Origin of the sequence: Roseobacter sp. HKCCA2468 (assembly GCF_037805105.1) — a bacterium.
In the GTDB taxonomy this organism is placed as follows: domain Bacteria; phylum Pseudomonadota; class Alphaproteobacteria; order Rhodobacterales; family Rhodobacteraceae; genus M30B80.
On sequence record NZ_JBBLYN010000004.1, the window covers coordinates 24,851 to 45,898 of the forward strand.

The following is a 21,048-nucleotide window of genomic DNA, read 5'->3' on the forward strand; positions in this document are numbered from 1 at the left end:
GCAGTGCTTTCAACAGGCGCTTACAGCGTGGGCTTGTTTTGCAACAACTGCAAAAGATCGGCCATTTCAGGCCCGCGCTCACGCCCGGTCACAGCTTTGCGCAGCGGCATGAAAAGGGATTTCCCCTTGCGTCCCGTGGCCTCTTTCACCGCGTTCGTCCAGTTCGACCATGCCTCTGGCCCGTAAGGTGGCTCAGGCAGCAGGGCGAGGGCCTCGGCAATGAATGCTTGATCCTCTGCATCTACCAATGGGGCCGCACCATTACGGCACAGCTGCCACCACCCCGCCAGATCATGTAGCGTGGTGATGTTTTCACGCGTCACCTGCCAGAATAGGGGTGCGAGATCATCTGGCACCCCCGCAGCCCGCACCGCATCTGCCACCACGCTTAAATCTTGCGCTGCCAGAATGCGTGCGGTCAGCGGATATAAATCATCAACATCAAATTTTGTGGGGGCCGCGCCGAAATGCGCCAAATCAAATCCTGCAGCCAACTCATCAAGACTGCTTGCAATCTCAACAGGTTGGGAGGATCCAAGCCGCGCCATCAAAGACAACAACGCCATAGGATGCACCCCTGCCGCACGCAAATCGCGCAAGGCCAAAGTGCCAAGGCGTTTCGATAACGCCTCACCCTGCGGGCCTGTCAAAAGTGAATGATGCGCGAAGTTGGGCGCAGCAAAGCCAAGGGCCGCCATAATCTGGATTTGTGTCGCTGTGTTGGTCACGTGATCCGACCCGCGCACGACATGGGTGATGCCCATATCTGTGTCATCGACCACCGAGGCCAATGTATACAAAAACTGCCCATCTTGACGGATCAAAACAGGGTCAGACAGGCTGGCCGCGTCAATCGACAAATCGCCCAAAATGCCATCCGTCCACTCGATCCGTTCTTGATCAAGCAAGAACCGCCAAACGCCCATACCACGCTCCGCGCGCAATGCATCGCGCTCGGTCTCGCTCAATTTAAGCGCAGCGCGATCATAGACGGGCGGCTGCCCCATATTCAGTTGTTTTTTGCGCTTAAGGTCGAGTTCTGTGGGCGTTTCAAACGCCTCGTAAAATCGTCCTTTGTCACGCAAGTCTTGGGCTGCGGCCTCGTATCGATCAAGCCGCGCCGATTGGCGCTCCTCTTGATCCCAAGTCAGGCCCAGCCACTCTAAATCTTCGCGGATCGCATCCGCATATTCCTGCTTTGAGCGTTCGGGATCCGTATCATCAAGGCGCAAGATAAATTTGCCGCCTGTGCGCCGCGCAATCAGGTGATTGAACAAAGCCGTGCGCAGGTTGCCAACGTGCAAATAGCCAGTTGGGGACGGCGCAAAACGGGTGACTGTTGTCATGCTCAAAACCTCCTGTGTTTCAAGCGCCCCGTGTTTCACAGCCCATCAGATTTGTCCATATCGCTGCGGGTGAGATGTTGCGAAATCCCATTAGCGAAAGCTTGGCCCGTGGCACCACAAGGTCAGCGAATGGCGCGTTCCTTTGGTGACGGGCGTCACCCGATGCAACATAAAAGACGGAAACATGACCGCATCCCCACGCCCGCGCGCGGCAGTCACAGTGTGGTTGCTTGGCATGATCTGCAAATCCCCCCCCTGATATCCCGCCCCTGCATCAAGTTGGATGACAATGGTTAATTTGCGCCGCGCGGCCAATCGGCCATCCCCAATATCGGAATGCCAATCGAAATGGCCTTCGCGGCTGCTGTCATATCGGGCAACCTGTGGGCTTTCGGAAAAATCGGTGATGTCGAAATCAAACATCTCACGATTGGCCACGCGCACCAGATCAATCGCGCGCTCGGTCACCCATTCGCATCCCTCAACCTCGTCCAACCAAACCAGATCCGCACGGCGCACATTATGGTGCTGCGCTTGTCCCACCAGTTTCGCATCGCGGGTGGGGGTAGACGCGATCTGATCCAAAATACGCAGACATTCAGCCTCGGTGAATGCCGCGGGAGCAGCGTAAACATCAATCATGTCAGAAACCCATCGCACCACCCTGCCCCGATCCCAATGATAGGCAGGCGGCACCGTTAAGCTATGTGCAAAATCCTACGGGTTTGGGAAGCCCCAAAATGATCCTCACAATTGATCAAGCCGCGCCAAATTGGCCTCGGCTGTCTCAAGGGTTGCGGCGCGTGTGTCGGCATCCATCTTCGCCCAAACGCGATACATCTGCGCCATACGGGGGTTTTTTGCGAATTTTTCTTCGTTTCGGATCAAGAAATGCCAATAAAACGCATTAAAGGGGCAGGCTTGCGTCCCAATTTTTTCTTTCACCTTATAGGCGCAACGCCCACAATGATTTGACATCTTATGGATATAATTGCCGCCCGAGACATATGGTTTTGAGGCCACAATGCCGCCATCGGCGAATTGACTCATCCCAATCACATTGGGGGCTTCGACCCATTCAAAGGCATCGGCATAAACCGCCAGATACCATTCATGCACCTCTTTGGGATCAACCCCCGCAAGAAGCGCAAAATTCCCCGTCACCATCAAGCGTTGGATATGGTGCGAATAGGCATGGTCACAGGTTTGCAGGATCGCATCCCGCAGACAGGCCATATCCGTGTCGCCCGACCAGTAAAACGCAGGCAAGCTGCGGCTATGCCCAAGCGCGTTGCGCGATGTGTAATCTGGCCCCTCAAGGAAATAAATGCCGCGAATATATTCACGCCATCCAATAATCTGGCGAATGTACCCCTCGACCGAATTTAGGGGCGCCGCTCCTGTGCGGTAGGCAGCCTCAGCCGCCTCGCAAATCTCGCGCCAATTCAACAGCCCAATGTTCAAATACATCGACAAGATCGAATGGTTCAGAAACGCCTCGCCCTGCACCATTGCATCTTGATACCGCCCAAAATCGGGGAGGCGGTTCTGGATGAAATCCTCTAACGCAACCAAAGCCTCGGCGCGGGTTGTCGCAAACCAAAAGGGGCGCAAGCGGCCAAAATGTGCGCCAAATCGCGCCTCAACCAGATCAAGCACCTCAAGGACGGTTTCATCTGGTTCAAATTGCGGGGGCATGCGATTGGACAGCCCCTCCTTTGGCGGTTCGCGATTGTCATGGTCGAAGTTCCATTTTCCCCCTTCAGGGTGATCACCCGCCATCAAAATCCCTGTTTTGCGGCGCATTTCGCGGTAAAAAAACTCCATCCGCAATTCTTTACGCCCTTCGGCCCAATCGGCGAATTCTGAGGCATGGCACAAAAAACGATCATCAGGGAATTGATGAACCGGGATTGGGCAATCTTCCAAGGCGGCAATCACACGCCATTCGGCAGGGGCTGTGGCAATCGCCTCTTGTGCGCCCGTTTCAGCAGCGCGGCGGATAACTTCACCCACCAAGGATTGCGCATTTTGCGCATCGTCAAGGCGGGTATATGCGACAGTCCACCCATCATTCCGCAATTCTTGCGCGAATTTGCGCATTGCGGCGAAGATCAGGGCAATTTTTTTGGGATGATGCGGCACATAGCTCGCTTCATCCCACACTTCAGCCATGACCACGATGTCGCGGGATTTATCTGCTTCGCGCAACGCGGCTGTAGCGTGACTTAATTGATCCCCTAAAATCAGGATCAAGCGGGGCGGGAAATTTACCATGGCACAGGCTCGCCTTTCCAATCGAAGAACTGACCTGTTTGCGCGGTGCCGATCCCTGCCAAAACACGCGCGATATTCGCGGCGGCCTCCTCGGGCGCAACGGCGGGATGGCGCCCAAGATAGTTTTCGGTGAATTTTGTGCGCACCGTGCCAGGATGTAGGGCAATCAAGGCCGCGCCTTTGTGACTGCGCGCCAATTCAATCGCCCCTGTCCGCACGATCTGATTGACCGCAGCCTTTGCCGCCCGATAGCCATACCACCCGCCCGCGCGGTTATCCCCGATCGATCCCACCCGCGCGGACAGGACGGCACAGACGCCCGCGCCCTGCCGATCCATCAAGCGCGACACATGGCGCAAGATCAAAGCGGGGCCAATGGCGTTGATCGCAAATTGCCGCGCAAGCGCGTCTGCATTGATTTGGCTTAAAGATTTCTCAGGGCCTTTGCCGTCAATCTCAAGCGCCCCTGTGGCGACAATGACCAAATCAAATGGGCCAGTTTGCGCCGCCAAATGGGCCTCGACTGTGGTAGGCACGGTCAGATCAAAGCCGTCCTCGCGGCGCGACAGGCTAGACACCTCAGCACCGCTTGCGCGGTAATGGTTAACCATTGCACGCCCGATGCCACCTGATGCGCCCACAATGAGAACGCGCTGAAATCTATTCTCTGTCATAGGGCGTGATGTAGGGGGCGGCGCAGGCGGGGCAAGTTTGACATTGGGGTGAAAAAGGGGGTTTTCATCCCTGATCTTGCGCGGCATAGTCTGCACATCATGACCAAGAACGCGACACATATGACAGCGATGCACAGCCGCCCAGCAGGCGGACTAAACGCATTGCTAGCGCTTCTTCTTAGCCGCCTCTGAGCGTGCCAGTCGGCGCGACCGCTCAGGGGGGATTTAGCGCCGAAAGCTTCACCAAAACAAAGCATCATTGATTGACAAGGCCGCTTTGCAGATGCACAGGGCCGCAAAAGACTGGCTGGGGAGAGAACCCAATGACGAACGATAAAAACCGCGTCTTGATTTTTGACACGACATTGCGTGATGGCGAACAAAGCCCAGGCGCGACCATGAGCCACGCTGAAAAGCTCGAGATCGCAGCCCTTCTTGACGAGATGGGTGTTGATATCATCGAGGCGGGCTTTCCAATTGCCTCCGAGGGTGATTTTGCGGCTGTCTCCGAGATTGCCAAGCAAACCCAAAATGCCACGATCTGCGGCCTGGCGCGTGCGAATTTCAAAGACATTGACCGCTGTTGGGAGGCGGTTCGCTACGCCAAAAGCCCGCGCATCCACACTTTTATCGGCACTTCGCCCCAACACCGCGCGATCCCGAACCTCTCGATGGATCAAATGGCCGAGCGCATCCACGAGACAGTCAGCCATGCGCGCAATCTTTGCGACAATATCCAATGGTCGCCGATGGACGCCACCCGCACCGAATGGGAGTATCTGAAGCGCGTTGTAGAAATTGCCATCAAGGCAGGCGCGACCACCATCAACATCCCCGACACAGTCGGCTACACAGCCCCCCGCGAGAGCGCGCGCCTGATTGAGCGCCTTATCGCGGATGTGCCTGGCGCAGAGGATGTCATCTTCGCCACCCATTGTCACAACGACCTCGGCATGGCGACCGCAAATGCCTTGGCCGCAGTGGAGGGCGGGGCGCGTCAGATTGAATGCACCATCAACGGCTTGGGTGAGCGGGCAGGAAACACCGCCCTTGAGGAGGTCGTGATGGCCATGCGCGTGCGCAATGACATCATGCCCTATCACACCCGCGTGGATGCTAAGAAAATCATGCACATCTCGCGCCGCGTTAGCACAGTTTCAGGGTTTGCTGTGCAGTTCAACAAGGCGATTGTCGGCAAAAATGCCTTTGCGCATGAATCTGGCATCCACCAAGATGGAATGCTGAAATCGGCCGATACGTTCGAGATCATGCGCCCCGAGGATATCGGCCTCTCTGGGACATCGCTGCCACTGGGCAAGCACTCTGGTCGCGCGGCCTTGCGCGCGAAGCTCAAGGATTTGGGCTTTGAATTGGCCGATAATCAGCTCAACGATGTATTTGTGCGCTTCAAAGCATTGGCAGACCGCAAGAAAGAAGTGTTTGACGATGATATCATCGCCTTGGTGACAGATGCAGGTGCCATTGATGCCTCTGACCATTTGGAACTGAAATTCCTGCGTGTCATCTGCGGCACCGAAGCCCCCCAAAATGCGGATCTGGTGATCCGTGTGGGCGATGAGGAAAAAACTGTCGTGGCAACGGGTGATGGCCCTGTGGATGCCGCCTTTAATGCTGTCAAACAAGCCTTCCCACATTCGGCCCGTTTGCAACTTTATCAAGTGCATGCGGTGACCGAAGGCACCGATGCGCAAGCCACCGTATCGGTGCGGATGGAAGAAGATGGACGCATTGCAACCGCGCAATCAGCAGATACCGATACCGTTGTGGCAAGCGTGAAAGCCTATATCAACGCGCTCAATCGTCTGATCCTGCGGCGTGGAAAAGCGGGCGGCGACCGCAAGGAAGTTTCCTATCGGGACGCAAACTAAGCCAATCCTTAAATCCGCCCCACATTTGGGGCGGATTTTTGCTACAACCATCGGCGGTTTGGCAAAAACGCCCTTATTGTTCTTTACCTTACCATGGGCCTTTGCCTATATGCGGTTCAGAGGATGATCGGCTGCTAACGGGTCAACCTCGGCTGCGTAGGATGACTATTTGGGATCGCCACATTATGGCCTTTGGACTTGGACGACTATTCACTGCCGATATGGCGATTGATTTGGGCACCGCAAACACGCTGGTCTATGTGCGTGGCAAGGGCGTTGTTCTTAACGAACCCTCCGTGGTGGCTTATCAAGTCAAGGACGGCGTGAAGAAGGCACTGGCCTTTGGCGAAGATGCTAAGCTGATGCTGGGCCGCACCCCTGGTTCCATTCAGGCGATCCGTCCGATGCGGGACGGGGTGATTGCAGATTTTGATGTTGCGGAAGAGATGATTAAACATTTCATTCGCAAAGTGCATAAAAGCACAACTTTCACTAAGCCAAAGATTATCGTTTGCGTGCCGCACGGGGCCACCCCCGTTGAAAAGCGCGCAATTCGTCAGTCCGTGTTGGGCGCAGGCGCGCGCAAGGCGGGCCTGATCTCAGAACCCATCGCAGCCGCCATTGGCGCAGGGATGCCCATCACAGACCCAACGGGCAACATGGTTGTTGATATTGGCGGCGGCACCACGGAGGTGGCGGTCTTGTCACTTGCAGATGTGGTCTATGCCCGCTCCGTTCGGGTCGGCGGCGACCGCATGGATGAGGCGATCATCTCCTATCTGCGCCGTCAGCATAACTTGCTTGTTGGAGAAAGCACAGCTGAGCGGATCAAAACAACCATCGGCACGGCAATCATGCCGCGTGATGGCAAAGGGCAAGTGATGGCAATCCGTGGCCGTGACCTTTTGAACGGGGTTCCAAAAGAGATTGAACTGAACCAAGCCCATGTGGCTGAGGCGCTGTCTGAACCTGTGCAACAGATTTGCGAGGCGGTGATGAGCGCGCTTGAAGCGACACCGCCAGATTTGGCGGCTGATATCGTAGATCGCGGGGTTATGCTGACAGGTGGCGGTGCACTCTTGGGCGAACTTGATCTGGCGCTGCGTGAACAGACTGGCCTCGCCATTTCCGTTGCGGATGAAAGCCTCAACTGCGTGGCGCTTGGCACGGGAAAGGCGCTTGAATATGAAAAGCAACTCCGCCACGCCATTGATTACGAGTCGTGATTGGGTCAGTCTTCTGCCTACGGGCAGAGAGGTTGAGGCGAGATGACAAGGTTATGCGGATATGGCACGGGATAGACACGAGGAAAATCTCGCCAATCCAACACGCCGCCTTTTGGTGGTCATTCTGATCATCACCCTCTTTGGGTTCATTTTGTTGTGGCGCATTGATAACCCGCGCGCAGAACGCATCCGCGCCGCTGTGGTAGATCGTATCGTTCCAAACATGGAATGGGCCATGGCACCCGTTACTGGGCTTGCGCGGATGGTCGATGATTTCCAATCCTACGCGCGCCTCTACGAACAGAACGAACAGCTGCGCCGCGAGTTGCAACAGATGCGCGCATGGCGCGAGGCGGCGATTCAGCTTGAACAAGAAAATGCCCGCCTTTTGGATTTGAACCGCGTTCAGCCTGACCCATCGCTGACTTGGATTTCAGGGATTGTTTTGGCGGATAGCGGATCGCCGTTCCGCCGCTCGGTTCTGCTGAATGTGGGCGCGCGCGATGGGGTGGAAGACGGATGGGCCGCCATGGACGGGCTTGGCTTGGTCGGACGGATCGCGGGCCTTGGGGAGCGCACGGCGCGCGTTTTATTGCTGACCGATAGCAACAGCCGCGTGCCGGTGTTGATCCAACCGTCTGGGCAGCAGGCTCTGCTGACAGGCGACAACAGCGCAGCCCCGCTTATTGATTTCATCGAAACCCCCGAAGACATCGCCGCAGGGGATCGTATCGTGACATCAGGCGCGGACGGATTATACCCTGCGGGGCTGTTGGTTGGCCAAGTGGTCGTTGACCCAGAACGCGACCTGCGCGCACGGCTTGCTGCTGATTTTAGTCGGCTGAATTTCCTCCGGGTCATGCGCAACCCCGATGTTGTGCCGCTCAATGACAGCGACACATTGATCGGCCCCCCCTTGCCAGAAAATAGGGAAACAGGGGATCAGATCGAAGCCGACCCCGTGCCGGAAACCGCCGCAGCACAAGACACGGAGGGGGATGGCACATGACCGACCCTTTGACCCTCCGCATATGGATTTATCGGGCTTATTATCTGGCGCTTTGCCTGTTCATCCTTCTGTGGCAAATCCTGCCCTTAGGTTTTGACGAAGGCAGTCTGAGCCCTGACATGATCACGGGCCTAACCCTTGCTTGGCTGCTCAGGCATCCCAATGTTGTCCCGCTTGGGGCTATTGCCATCGTTTTCCTGATCTCAGACTTTTTGACCCATGCGCCTGTCGGCTTGGGTGCGCTGCTGATAGTCTTAGCCACCGAAAGTCTGCGCAAGCGCCAGCCGCAAATCGAAAACATGACATTTCTCAGCGAGTTCGGCACAGTAACCGCCGTGATCTTGGCTGTTACTTTGGCCGAGCGGGTGCTTTTGACATTGCTTTTGGCGGATCAGCCCCCCTTTGGTGAGGTGATCTTGCACGCGATTGTGACCATCGCAGCCTACCCCGCGCTGGTTGTCATCTCGAAATATTTGCTCGGTTTGGATAGACTATCCGCCGCAGACCCAGACAATGTTTAACCATGGCCCGAAGTCGGAAACGCAAAAACCAAGATAATAACGCGCAAATGTCCCGCCGCGCGTTGGTTTTGGGTGGACTTATGAGCACCACCTGCCTCGTGCTGGCAGGGCGCATGCGCTATTTGCAACTTGAGCGGGCTGATGATTTTCGACTTTTGGCCGAAGAAAATCGGATCAACCTCCGCCTGTTGCCCCCTGCGCGTGGGGTGATCTACGACCGCCATGGCACAGTTCTGGCAGACAACTCGCCCAATTACCGCATCACGATGGTGCGCGAGGATGCGGGGGATGTGGATTTGGTGCTGTCGCGCTTGAGCCGCATTGTGAATATCGACCGCGCGAAACTAGATCGCGCACGTGACGAGATGATGTCCCGCCCGCCCTTCGTGCCTGTCACCATTGCAGATCGTCTATCATGGGAGGAGTTCTCTCTGGTTTCGGTCAATGCCCCCGCACTTCCAGGGATCACGCCTGATGTGGGATTGTCGCGGGATTACCCGCTTGGGGCAGATTTCTCTCACGTTGTGGGCTATGTGGGGCCTGTCTCGGACTATTATCTTGAGACAACAGGGGACACGGATCCCGTGCTGCAAATCCCAGATTTCCAAGTCGGGCGCTACAATGTCGAAGCGCGGCTTGAGGATGTCTTGCGCGGGCGCGCGGGCAGCAAGCGGGTCGAGGTGAACGCCGCAGGTCGCGTGATGCGCGAGCTTGACCGCAGCGAGGCCCAACCTGGTGCGGATGTGCAACTGACGGTTGATGCCTATCTCCAAAACTATGCCGAAGCGCGGCTTGAGGGCGAAAGTGCGGGCGCGGTGGTGATTGACACCCAAAATGGCGACATTCTCGCCTTGGCCTCAGCACCTACCTATGATCCGAACCTCTTTGTGCGCGGCATCCCATCGTCCATCTGGGAAACGCTGAACACCGACCCCTACCGCCCCTTGGCCAATAAAGCCACCCAAGGCCTCTACCCGCCCGGATCGACCTATAAAATGGTTGTGGCCTTGGCCGCGCTAGAGGCAGGGTTAATTGATCCTTCCGACACTGTGTTTTGTGGGGGATCCCTACAGTTGGGCAACCGGCGTTTCCATTGCTGGAAGCGGGGCGGCCATGGTCACATGGGTATGGTGCAAAGCATCGCGCAAAGCTGTGACGTCTATTATTACGATCTTGCGCAACGCGTTGGCATTGATGCCATTTCCGCCATGGCCGAACGGCTGGGCTGCGGCGTGCGCCATGATGTGCCCCTTTCAGGCGTGGCCACGGGCATTGCACCCACGATGGATTGGAAATTATCCAACCGTGGCGAGCCATGGGTGATGGGCGACACGCTCAACGCGTCAATCGGTCAGGGCTTTGTTCTTAACTCACCGTTGCAACTGGCTGTAATGACCGCGCGCCTTGCCTCTGGCCTCAACCTTAATCCGCGTCTTATTCGCAGCGTAGACGGGGTAGAACCTGATTACCCTGCCATCACGCCTTTGGATGTAAATCCTGCCAATCTGGCAAAAATTCGCGATGGGATGTTTGAAGTCTCAAATGGCGCGCGCGGCACGGCCTTGGGCAGCCGCACAATTTTGCAGGACTATTTGATTGCGGGAAAAACAGGCACAAGCCAAGTGCGCAATATCACCGCCGCCGAGCGGGCCGCAGGCGTGATCCGCAATGAAGACCTGCCGTGGGAGCGGCGCGATCATGCCCTTTTTGTGGGCTATGCCCCCGCCCATGCACCACGCTATGCCATTGCCCTGATTGTGGAACATGGCGGCGGTGGGTCGGCGGCAGCAGCGCCCCTTGCGCGCGACATTTTGCTTTATGCGATGTTTGATGATCTGCCCCCACTTGACGCATATCCCGCAAACCAACGCGCGGCAGTGCAAGAGCGTCACGCCGCCATGACCCTTTTGCCGCGGCGCGGCAGTCCAGATGCCCCAACATCTGGCACCACAGGGACAAGCCGCGCATGAGTTTTTCACTCTACCAGATCAATACGATGCCAAGCGGATGGCGCAAGGTGCTGTATTTCAACTGGCCGCTTGTGTTGCTTCTGGCCCTTGTGGCCTGCATCGGGTTTATGATGCTTTATTCGGTTGCGGGGGGCTCAACACGGCCTTGGGTCATTCCGCAAGTGCAGCGTTTCGCGCTTGGCATGGCCGCGATGTTCATCATCGCCCTGATCCCAATTGCCTTTTGGCGGATGGTGGCATGGCTGGGCTATGCGTTCTCGCTTGTGTTGCTGCTCGTGGTCGAGTTTTTCGGCACGGTCGGTATGGGCGCACAACGATGGATTGACCTTGGTGGGTTCCGCTTACAACCCTCAGAATTGGCGAAAATCACCATCGTGATGGTCTTGGCCGCCTATTATGCGCGCCTCGATACCACGAAGAAATCGCATCCGCTCTATATCCTGCCGCCCCTGCTCCTGATCTTGGTGCCCGTTTTCTTGACGCTCAAGCAGCCCGATTTGGGCACAGCCCTCCTGCTGCTTTTGGGCGGTGGCGCGGTGGTTTTTGCCGCGGGCGTTCACTGGGCCTATTTTGGTGGGTTGATTGCGGCGGGCGTGGGCGCGGTCTTTGCTGTGTTCGCATCACGCGGCACATCATGGCAATTGATCAAAGATTACCAATTCCGCCGCATCGACACCTTCCTTGATCCAACCCAAGACCCGCTTGGCGCAGGATACCACATCACCCAAAGTCAGATCGCGCTTGGATCGGGCGGGTTTTCTGGACGGGGATTTATGGAAGGCACGCAAAGCCGCTTAAACTTTTTGCCCGAAAAACACACCGATTTCATCTTCACGACCTTGGCTGAGGAATTTGGCTTTATCGGTGCATCCTCCCTCCTGTTTATCTATCTACTGATTGTGGCCTTGTGTATTTGGACGGCCCTTTCCACCAAAGATCGCTTTGCCTCGCTGCTTAGCATTGGGATTGCTGCAACCTTTTTCCTCTATTTCGCAATCAATATGGCAATGGTCATGGGATTGGCCCCCGTGGTCGGCGTGCCTTTGCCGCTCGTCTCTTATGGCGGCTCAGCAATGATGGTGCTTTTAGCTGCGTTTGGTTTGGTGCAATCGGCCCATATCCATCGCCCACGCTAAAGTGAAATTGGCGGGTTTTCCCGCCCTTCACCCTCTGATAGCCCTAATCGCATCTCATATATCAGGAGCAGGCCATGCCATCCCCCACCATACTTTTCGCTGCAAAATCTGAAAAATGGGCGGAATATGAACCCGCACTGCGCAAGGCGTTGCAGAAGACAGGGGTTGATGCCACGGGCCTAACCACTGAAGCTGACCCAGCTGAGGTGGATTATATCATCTACGCCCCCAATTCGGGGCTACAGGATTTTACCCCTTTCGCCCGCGCAAAGGCCGTGCTGAGCCTTTGGGCAGGGGTTGAGGATATTGTCGGCAATAAAACAATCACCATGCCGCTCGCCCGTATGGTCGATTACGGGCTGACGCAAGGTATGCTCGAATTCGTCACGGGTCATGTGCTGCGTTATCACCTCATGATTGACGATTTCCTTGCAGGGCAAGATGGGGTCTGGCGCCCCAATTTGGTGCCGCCCTTGGCGCGGGATCGCAAGGTGACCATCTTGGGTCTTGGTGTATTGGGCGCGGCCGCAGCGCAAAGCCTTGCGCGAATTGGCTTTGATGTCGCGGGCTGGTCACGAAGCCCCAAATCAATCGAAGGCATCGCCTGCTATCACGGTGAAGCCGGGCTTTTCGATGCATTGCGTCATGCCGAAATATTGGTGACACTTCTGCCCGACACCGCCGCCACGCGCGGGCTGATCAATCAAACCACCCTCGCCGCCCTGCCCCACGGGGCCAAGATCATCAATCCAGGACGCGGCAGTTTGATCGAGGATGCCACGCTTTTGGCCGCGCTTGATACGGGCAAGATCGCAGCGGCAACTTTGGATGTTTTCACCATCGAACCCCTGCCTGCCTCACATCCCTATTGGCGCCATCCGGGCGTCACTGTAACCCCGCATATCGCCTCTGCCACAAGGGCCGAGACGGCATCGGAAACCATTGCCGAGAATATCCGCCGTGGTGAGGTGGGTGAGCCATTCTTACATCTGGTGGATCGCGCCGCCGGGTATTAGGCAGCAAAAAGCCCCCATCCTATGCAGCCAGAACGGGGGCGTTTCGCGGTCGTGTTCTCAATCGTTTGTGGGGATCAGAGATCCATCAACAAACGGCGTGGGTCTTCCAGTGCATCCTTGACGCGGACAAGGAAGGTCACCGCACCTTTGCCATCGACAATGCGGTGGTCATAGGACAGCGCCAGATACATCATCGGGCGGATTTTGATTTCGCCATTGATGACCATGGGGCGGTCTTGGATTTTATGCATCCCCAAGATACCCGATTGTGGCGGGTTCAAAATGGGCGAAGACATGAGCGAGCCGTAAACCCCACCATTCGAAATGGTGAACGTGCCGCCCTGCATCTCGGCCATCGACAGCTTGCCATCACGCGCGCGCTTGCCCTTTTCGGCAATCGCCTTTTCGATTTCGGCAAAGGACATCTGATCGGCGTTACGGATCACAGGCACAACCAGACCCTGTGGGGTGCCTGCCGCGATGCCCATATGCACGAAGTTTTTGTAGACGATGTCGGTGCCATCGATTTCAGCGTTCACCTCAGGCACCTCTTTCAAGGCGTGGATACAGGCCTTGGTGAAGAAGGACATAAAGCCCAAACGCGCGCCGTGCTTCTTTTCGAACTCGTCTTTATAGGCGTTGCGCAGGGCCATCACCTCGGTCATGTCCACCTCGTTATAGGTGGTCAGGATCGCTGCGGTGTTTTGCGCATCCTTCAGACGCTTTGCGATGGTCTGGCGCAGACGGGTCATTTTGACCCGTTCTTCGCGGGCAGCATCCTCTGCGGCCACAGGCGCACGCGGAGCGGCGGCAGGGGCAGCAGCAGGCGCTGCAGCGGGGGCGATTGCGGCCTTCAAAACATCTTCTTTCATGATGCGTCCATCCTTGCCCGAGCCTTGAACAGCCGCGGGGTCAATGCCTTTTTCCGCCATCAGTTTCTTGGCTGATGGGGCATCTTCTACATCCCGACCGCTGCTTGTCGGTGCAGCGGCAGCAGGGGCCGGAGCGGGTGCTGCGGCAGGGGCGGCGACAGCCGCGCCATCGGTGGAAATGACACCAAGCTGCCCGCCTGCATTTACGGTCGCACCTTCGGCCGCATCAATGCGCGCCAAAACACCTGCAGAGGGGGCGGGAACCTCGACCGACACTTTGTCAGTTTCCAATTCACACAGCATCTCGTCTTGCGCGACCGTATCGCCAACCTGTTTGAACCATGTGGCGATGGTGGCTTCGGTCACAGACTCGCCCAACGCCGGAACCATAATATCGACCGATGCACCCGAGGAAGCAGCGGCCGCTGGCTTTGCGGCAGGGGCCGCAGCGGTAGCGCCAGCACCCGCAGCGGCAATCGTAGCGAGCAAGGCATCAACGCCAACCGTCTCGCCCTCGCCCGCAACGATCTCGCCCAATGTGCCTGCGGCGGGGGCAGGAACCTCAACGGTCACTTTATCGGTTTCCAATTCGCACAGCATCTCATCCTGCGCGACTGTATCCCCTGGTTTTTTGAACCAAGTTGCCACGGTGGCCTCGGTCACGGATTCGCCCAAAGTGGGCACGCGGACTTCTGTCGCCATTGTCTTTACCCTTCGATCGTCAGCGCTTCGTTGATGAGCGCGGTTTGCTGTGCTTTATGTTGTGAGGCTAGGCCAGTCGCAGGCGAAGCCGATGCGGCGCGGCCTGCATAAGTGGCGCGGCTATGGGTTGCCCCAATCCGTGTCAGAACCCATTCAAGATTTGGCTCAACGAATGTCCAAGCCCCTTGGTTTTTCGGCTCTTCCTGACACCAGACAATCTCTGCGGTCTTAAAGCGCTCCAATTCCTTCATCAGCGACATCGCAGGGAATGGGTAGAACTGTTCAAGACGCAAGAGATAGACATCATCCAGACCACGCGCATCGCGCTCTTCAAGCAGGTCATAATAAACCTTGCCTGAACTGATCACGACACGGCGGATTTTATCGTCTGATTTCAGCTTCAGATCCGAATTGCCATATTGGGCATCATCCCACAGCACGCGGTGGAAGGAAGACCCCGTTGTGAACTCCTCCGCCCGTGAGACGGCCTTCTTATGCCGCAAAAGGGATTTCGGCGTCATCAGAACCAATGGCTTACGGAAGCTGCGATGGATCTGGCGGCGCAAGATATGGAAATAATTGGCGGGTGTGGTGCAATTGGCCACAATCCAGTTGTCTTGACCGCACATTTGCAAGAACCGCTCAAGACGCGCGGAGGAATGCTCGGGGCCTTGGCCCTCAAACCCGTGCGGCAACAGCATCACCAATCCAGACATCCGCAACCATTTGCTTTCGCCCGATGAGATGAATTGGTCAAACATGATTTGCGCGCCATTGGCGAAATCGCCAAATTGCGCTTCCCACATGACCAAGGCATTCGGTTCCGCAAGGCTGTAGCCATATTCAAAGCCCAGCACCGCATATTCGGACAGCATCGAGTCAATGACCTCGTAGCGCGCTTGGCCCTCACGAATGTTATTGAGAGGATAATAGCGTTCCTCGCTCTCCTGATGGATCAGGCCCGAATGGCGCTGGCTGAATGTGCCACGGGTGCTGTCTTGGCCTGCAAGGCGAACTGGATATCCTTCGGTCAGCAAGCTGCCAAAGGCCAAAGCCTCGGCAGTCGCCCAATCAAACCCTTGGCCCGTGTCGAACATCTCTTGTTTCGTTTCCAAAAGACGCGCCACAGTCTTGTGCAGCACGAAATTCTGGGGCGCGCTCACCAAGGCCTTGCCGATCTCTTTCATCGTCTTGGGCTTAATTGCCGTCTCACCGCGCTGGTAATCCTCGCCCTCACGATTGAGATGGCTCCAACGGCCATCAAGCCAATCCGCTTTGTTGGGCTTATATTCCTTACCTGCCTCAAACTCGTCATTCAGACGGGCTTGGAAGGCCGCCTTCATATCTTCGATTTCACCTTCGGGGATCAGCCCGTCCTGCACCAAACGCTCGGTATAGAGCTGCAAGGTCGTTTTGTGCTTCTTGATGCGGTTATACATCATCGGGTTGGTGAACATCGGCTCATCGCCTTCGTTGTGACCAAAGCGGCGATAGCAGAAGATATCAATCACAACATCTTTGCCGAATTTCTGACGGAATTCCGTAGCAACTTTTGCAGCATGAACAACGGCTTCGGGATCGTCCCCGTTGACATGGAAAATCGGCGCCTCAACCATCAAAGCAATATCTGTCGGATAGGGCGAGGAACGGCTGAAATGGGGCGCAGTGGTGAAGCCGATTTGGTTATTCACCACGATATGGATTGTGCCGCCTGTGCGGTGACCGCGCAGTCCCGAAAGCCCCAAGCCTTCTGCAACCACACCCTGCCCCGCAAAGGCCGCATCACCATGCAAAAGGATACCCAAAACTTGGTGACGTTCTGTGTCGCCCAACTGATCTTGCTTGGCGCGCACTTTGCCCAGAACAACGGGGTTAACCGCCTCAAGGTGGCTTGGGTTCGCGGTCAAGGAAAGGTGGACAGTGTTATCATCAAAAGTGCGATCCGAAGACGCGCCCAAATGATATTTCACATCCCCTGATCCATCGACATCTTCAGGCTTAAAGCTGCCGCCTTGGAATTCGTTGAAGATCGCGCGGTAAGGTTTGCCCATCACATTGGCCAAAACGCTGAGGCGCCCGCGGTGGGGCATGCCAATCACGATTTCTTTCACGCCAAGCGCGCCACCGCGTTTGATGATTTGCTCCATCGCGGGGATTAACGCCTCGCCACCATCAAGGCCGAAACGCTTTGTGCCCATGTATTTCACATGGAGGAATTTCTCAAAACCTTCGGCCTCGACCAACTTGTTCAAGATGGCCTTACGGCCCTCGCGGGTGAAGGCGATCTCTTTGCCATAACCCTCAATCCGCTCTTTGAGCCAACTGGACTGCTCGGGATCTGAGATGTGCATATATTGCAGCGCGAATGTGCCACAATAAGTGCGCTTCACGATCTCCATGATCTGGCGCATTGAGGCCATTTGCAGGCCCAAAACATTGTCGATGAAAATCGGACGATCCATATCCGCATCGGTGAAACCATAGCTGCGCGGATCAAGTTCTGGGTGGGGGGTCTGGTCACGCATGCCAAGCGGGTCGATATCGGCAATCAAATGACCACGGATACGATAGGCGCGGATGATCATAAGCGCGCGGATACTGTCCAAAACAGCGCGCTGCACCTGTGCATCAGTCAACTCGATGCCTGCATCTGCCGCCTTTTCGCGGATTTTCTTTTCTGCGCCTTTGACTTCGACCGCTGCGGCAGGCCACTCGCCCGTGAGCGCATGGGTCAAATCATCGGCAGGCTGCAACGGCCAGTCACCACGCGCCCAAGAGGGGCCCGCGGCCTCGGCCTTTGCGTCAGCTGGTGCATCGCCAAGCGAAGCAAAAAACACCCGCCAACTTTCTTCGACCGAATTTGGGTCTTGCGCATAACGCGCGTAAAGCTGTTCGAGATATTCGGCATTGTGCCCTTGCATGAAGCTTGAGGCGTGGAAGATATCATTCGGGCTTTGTTCAGTCATGACCGCACCTGAGAAATGGAATAGCCCCGCACGATCAAATTGAGCGCGCGAGGCAACTGTGTTTAACCGATTGCTTTGAGAACCGCTTCACCAAGGGTTGCGGGGCTGTCTGCCACCACGATCCCTGCGGATTTCATCGCTTCGATCTTATCTTCTGCGCCACCTTTGCCGCCGGCAACAATTGCGCCAGCATGGCCCATACGGCGGCCTGGAGGGGCCGTGCGCCCTGCAATAAAGCCCGCCACAGGCTTCTTGCGGCCACGCTTGGCTTCGTCTTTGAGGAATTGCGCCGCTTCTTCTTCCGCGGAACCACCGATTTCACCGATCATGATAATCGACTGGGTTTCATCGTCCGCCAAGAACCATTCCAACACATCCAAATGTTCGGTGCCTTTGATGGGGTCACCCCCGATGCCGACACAAGTGGACTGACCCAGACCCACATCTGTGGTTTGCTTCACCGCCTCATAGGTCAAGGTGCCAGAGCGCGACACCACACCAACCGACCCACGGCGATGGATATGACCCGGCATGATGCCGATTTTGCAGGCGTCAGGTGTAATCACACCGGGGCAGTTTGGCCCGATCAACTTGGAGGATGAATTCTCCAAAGCACGCTTGACCTTCATCATATCCAGCACAGGGATGCCTTCGGTGATGCAGATGATCAATTCCATCTCAGCATCAATCGCCTCAAGGATGGAGTCAGCCGCAAAGGGCGGTGGCACATAGATCACCGATGCGTTTGCTTCGGTCTTGGCTTTCGCCTCATGCACGCTGTCAAAAACGGGCAGGTTAAGATGGGTCTGACCGCCTTTACCAGGGGTCACGCCACCAACCATTTTCGTGCCGTACGCAATCGCCTGTTCCGAGTGGAATGTGCCTTGGCTTCCCGTGAAACCCTGACAAATGACTTTTGTATTTTCATCGACAAGAACAGCCATAAGCTCAGCCTTTCACCGCTTTAACGATTTTCTGGGCCGCGTCCGACAGATTGTCAGCCGCGATCACATTGAGGCCAGAAGTGTTGATGATCTCCTTGCCCTTCTCCACGTTTGTGCCTTCAAGGCGCACGACCAGTGGCACCTGCAGACCCACCTCTTTCACTGCGGCCACAACGCCTTCGGCGATGATGTCGCAGCGCATGATGCCGCCAAAGATATTCACAAGAATACCTTTTACGTTGGGGTCAGAGGTGATGATTTTGAACGCCTCGGTCACCTTTTCCTTGGTTGCACCGCCGCCCACATCAAGGAAGTTCGCGGGCTCAGCGCCATAGAGCTTGATGATATCCATTGTGGCCATTGCAAGACCCGCGCCGTTGACCATACAGCCAATCTCGCCATCAAGCGCGATGTAGTTCAGGTCAAATTTGGACGCGGCCAATTCTTTGGCGTCTTCTTCGGTCTCATCGCGCAGCGCAGCAATATCTGCATGGCGATAAATGGCGTTGCCATCAAAACCAACTTTCGCGTCCAGCACCTTGAGGCTGCCCTCATCCGTGACGATCAGCGGGTTGATTTCCAACATCTCCATATCCTTCTCAACGAAGGCCTTATAGAGGATGCCCATCAGGCTTACGCATTCTTTGACCTGCTTGCCTTCAAGGCCAAGCGCAAAGGCAATGCGGCGCCCGTGGAAGGCTTGGTATCCAGTGGCAGGATCAACAGCGAAAGACAGGATTTTCTCTGGTGTCTTTGCGGCCACATCTTCGATATCCATGCCGCCCTCAGTGGAGCAGACGAAGGAGATACGGCTCGATTGGCGATCCACCAAAAGGGCGAGGTAAAGCTCGCGCTCAATGCCCGACCCATCTTCAATATAGATGCGGTTCACAACTTTGCCGACTGGGCCAGTTTGATGGGTCACAAGAGTGCGGCCCAACATCTTTTTGGCTTCGGCTGCGGCCTCTTCGACCGACTTGGCAACGCGCACGCCGCCTTTTTCGCCCGCATCAGATTCTTTGAACTTACCCTTGCCGCGACCGCCTGCGTGGATCTGCGCCTTGACCACCCAAAGCGGGCCATCCAATTCGCCCGCTGCGGTTTTGGCCTCTTCGGCTTTCAGAACAACGCGGCCATCACTGACCGGTGCGCCGTATTGGCGAAGCAAGGCTTTCGCCTGATATTCATGAATGTTCATGAAACTGTCCCGTGTGTTGCTGTCGTTTCACGGCGTGTAAGCACATCCCGCCGCATGAAATAAACGGCAATCTGCCCAACAGCTTAGTTTTAAGCGCAAAATTCGACATTTGTGATCACAGAAAAAATAAGCGTGATCACAAACGGGTTTCCAAGGCAGGGCTGCGGCCTATTCGCCTTAAGGGTGTATTAACTTTGCCGACTCACCATTCATCAAAACCAAAAAAGGCGGCGCAAAGCGCCGCCTTTTAGATAAGTTTTGAAATTCTTCACTTAGATCAAGCGAGGCTCTCATCGATGCCTTTACAAGCATCCACAAGACCCTTCACGGCAGCGACAGAATTGTCGAACATCGCTTGCTCGTCTTTGGTCAGCTTGATCTCAACGATACGCTCAACACCGCCTGCACCGATGACTGTGGGAACACCCACATACATGCCTTTCAAGCCAAACTGGCCATCACAATAGGCCGCGCATGGCAAAACACGCTTCTGGTCCTTGAGATAGGCTTCGGCCATCTCAATCGCGGATGTCGCAGGCGCATAGAATGCAGAGCCCGTTTTCAAAAGGCCCACGATTTCAGCCCCACCATCGCGGGTGCGCTGCACGATGGCATCCAAGCGATCCTTCGTTGTCCAACCCATTTCAATCAGGTCAGGCAAAGGAACACCTGCAACTGTTGAGTAGCGCACAGACGGCACCATCGTGTCACCATGGCCGCCCAAAACAAACGCAGTCACGTCTTTCATGGACACATCAAACTCTTCCGCCAAGAAATGGCGGAAGCGCGCGCTGTCCAAAACGCCTGCCATGCCGCAAACCTTTTCATGCGGCAGGCCAGAAAACTCGCGCAAGGCCCAAACCATTGCGTCCAATGGGTTGGTGATACAGATTACAAAGGCATTGGGCGCATGATCGCGAATGCCTTCGCCAACAGATTTCATGACTTTGAGGTTGATCCCCAAGAGATCATCGCGGCTCATGCCAGGCTTACGAGGAACACCTGCAGTCACAATGCACACATCAGCGCCCGCGATATCGGCGTAATCATTCGTGCCCTTGAGCTTGGCATCGAATTTTTCAGAAGGCCCAGATTCGGCGATATCAAGGGCTTTGCCCTGTGGGGTGCCCTCGGCGATATCAAAAAGGACAACGTCGCCCAATTCTTTTAGCGCCGCGAGATGGGCAAGCGTGCCGCCAATCTGTCCTGCGCCGATCAGTGCAATCTTAGGTCTGGCCATGAGAAATGTCTCCGGATCCGTGTTGAAACTGAAGCGACCCCTACATCCGCCCCTGCCTCGTT

Annotated in this window: 16 protein-coding genes; 7 read left to right on the forward strand and 9 right to left on the reverse strand. The window is 56.0% G+C overall.

The window, feature by feature from the left end:
- Window positions 1–20 precede the first annotated feature (20 nt).
- From gltX to AAC620_RS10070, 4 genes are all read right to left on the reverse strand, one after another.
- Entirely contained in the window at window positions 21–1,346 is a 1,326-nt protein-coding gene (gltX, locus tag AAC620_RS10055; protein WP_340244703.1) for a glutamate--tRNA ligase, read from the reverse strand.
- Window positions 1,347–1,436: 90 nt separating this feature from the next.
- On the reverse strand, window positions 1,437–1,988 hold the full coding sequence (locus AAC620_RS10060) for a 2OG-Fe(II) oxygenase (protein ID WP_340244704.1): 552 nt from the start codon (window positions 1,986–1,988) through the stop codon (window positions 1,437–1,439).
- A 105-nt stretch (window positions 1,989–2,093) separates the two neighbouring features.
- The gene (locus tag AAC620_RS10065) at window positions 2,094–3,623 is read right to left on the reverse strand and encodes a cryptochrome/photolyase family protein (protein WP_340244705.1); all 1,530 of its coding nucleotides are present in this window, start codon (window positions 3,621–3,623) and stop codon (window positions 2,094–2,096) included.
- Window positions 3,617–4,297, reverse strand: a complete 681-nt coding sequence (locus AAC620_RS10070) for an SDR family NAD(P)-dependent oxidoreductase (protein WP_340244706.1) — start codon at window positions 4,295–4,297, stop codon at window positions 3,617–3,619. The genes AAC620_RS10065 and AAC620_RS10070 overlap by 7 nt, the downstream gene beginning before the upstream one ends.
- A gap of 323 nt (window positions 4,298–4,620) precedes the next feature.
- Between AAC620_RS10070 and AAC620_RS10075 the strand changes: the two genes are divergently transcribed.
- The 7 genes from AAC620_RS10075 (at window position 4,621) to AAC620_RS10105 (ending at window position 13,064) form a co-directional block, all read left to right on the forward strand.
- The gene (locus AAC620_RS10075) at window positions 4,621–6,186 is read left to right on the forward strand and encodes a 2-isopropylmalate synthase (RefSeq protein ID WP_340244707.1); all 1,566 of its coding nucleotides are present in this window, start codon (window positions 4,621–4,623) and stop codon (window positions 6,184–6,186) included.
- 185 nt (window positions 6,187–6,371) lie between these two features.
- A complete protein-coding gene (locus tag AAC620_RS10080) occupies window positions 6,372–7,412 on the forward strand; it encodes a rod shape-determining protein (RefSeq protein ID WP_317656701.1) in 1,041 nt (346 codons plus the stop codon).
- Between the two features lie 61 nt (window positions 7,413–7,473).
- On the forward strand, window positions 7,474–8,421 hold the full coding sequence (gene mreC / locus AAC620_RS10085; protein ID WP_340244710.1) for a rod shape-determining protein MreC: 948 nt from the start codon (window positions 7,474–7,476) through the stop codon (window positions 8,419–8,421).
- Entirely contained in the window at window positions 8,418–8,942 is a 525-nt protein-coding gene (locus AAC620_RS10090) for a hypothetical protein (protein ID WP_340244711.1), read from the forward strand. The genes mreC and AAC620_RS10090 overlap by 4 nt, the downstream gene beginning before the upstream one ends.
- Before the next feature lie 2 nt (window positions 8,943–8,944).
- Window positions 8,945–10,912, forward strand: coding sequence for a penicillin-binding protein 2 (mrdA, locus tag AAC620_RS10095; protein WP_340244713.1), 1,968 nt, complete (start codon window positions 8,945–8,947; stop codon window positions 10,910–10,912).
- Window positions 10,909–12,048 carry a rod shape-determining protein RodA gene (rodA, locus tag AAC620_RS10100; protein ID WP_340244714.1) on the forward strand — a complete coding sequence of 380 codons (1,140 nt, stop codon included), beginning with the start codon at window positions 10,909–10,911 and terminating at the stop codon, window positions 12,046–12,048. Before mrdA ends, rodA begins: the two co-directional genes overlap by 4 nt.
- A gap of 74 nt (window positions 12,049–12,122) precedes the next feature.
- The gene (locus AAC620_RS10105) at window positions 12,123–13,064 is read left to right on the forward strand and encodes a 2-hydroxyacid dehydrogenase (RefSeq protein ID WP_340244716.1); all 942 of its coding nucleotides are present in this window, start codon (window positions 12,123–12,125) and stop codon (window positions 13,062–13,064) included.
- Between the two features lie 74 nt (window positions 13,065–13,138).
- Here AAC620_RS10105 and odhB read toward each other — a convergent pair whose 3' ends face one another.
- The 5 genes from odhB to mdh all read right to left on the reverse strand — a co-directional run bounded on the left by odhB (window position 13,139) and on the right by mdh (window position 20,986).
- Window positions 13,139–14,638: a 2-oxoglutarate dehydrogenase complex dihydrolipoyllysine-residue succinyltransferase gene (gene odhB, locus AAC620_RS10110; RefSeq protein WP_340244718.1), complete on the reverse strand. Its 1,500-nt coding sequence runs from the start codon at window positions 14,636–14,638 to the stop codon at window positions 13,139–13,141.
- Between the two features lie 5 nt (window positions 14,639–14,643).
- Window positions 14,644–17,604 (reverse strand): 2-oxoglutarate dehydrogenase E1 component, encoded by a 2,961-nt coding sequence (locus AAC620_RS10115; RefSeq protein ID WP_340244720.1) that lies wholly within the window; start codon window positions 17,602–17,604, stop codon window positions 14,644–14,646.
- 62 nt (window positions 17,605–17,666) lie between these two features.
- Window positions 17,667–18,548, reverse strand: a complete 882-nt coding sequence (gene sucD / locus AAC620_RS10120; protein ID WP_317656432.1) for a succinate--CoA ligase subunit alpha — start codon at window positions 18,546–18,548, stop codon at window positions 17,667–17,669.
- Window positions 18,549–18,552: 4 nt separating this feature from the next.
- Entirely contained in the window at window positions 18,553–19,746 is a 1,194-nt protein-coding gene (gene sucC, locus AAC620_RS10125; protein ID WP_340244722.1) for an ADP-forming succinate--CoA ligase subunit beta, read from the reverse strand.
- 277 nt (window positions 19,747–20,023) lie between these two features.
- Window positions 20,024–20,986 (reverse strand): malate dehydrogenase, encoded by a 963-nt coding sequence (gene mdh / locus AAC620_RS10130; protein ID WP_317656436.1) that lies wholly within the window; start codon window positions 20,984–20,986, stop codon window positions 20,024–20,026.
- Window positions 20,987–21,048: the final 62 nt, after the last annotated feature.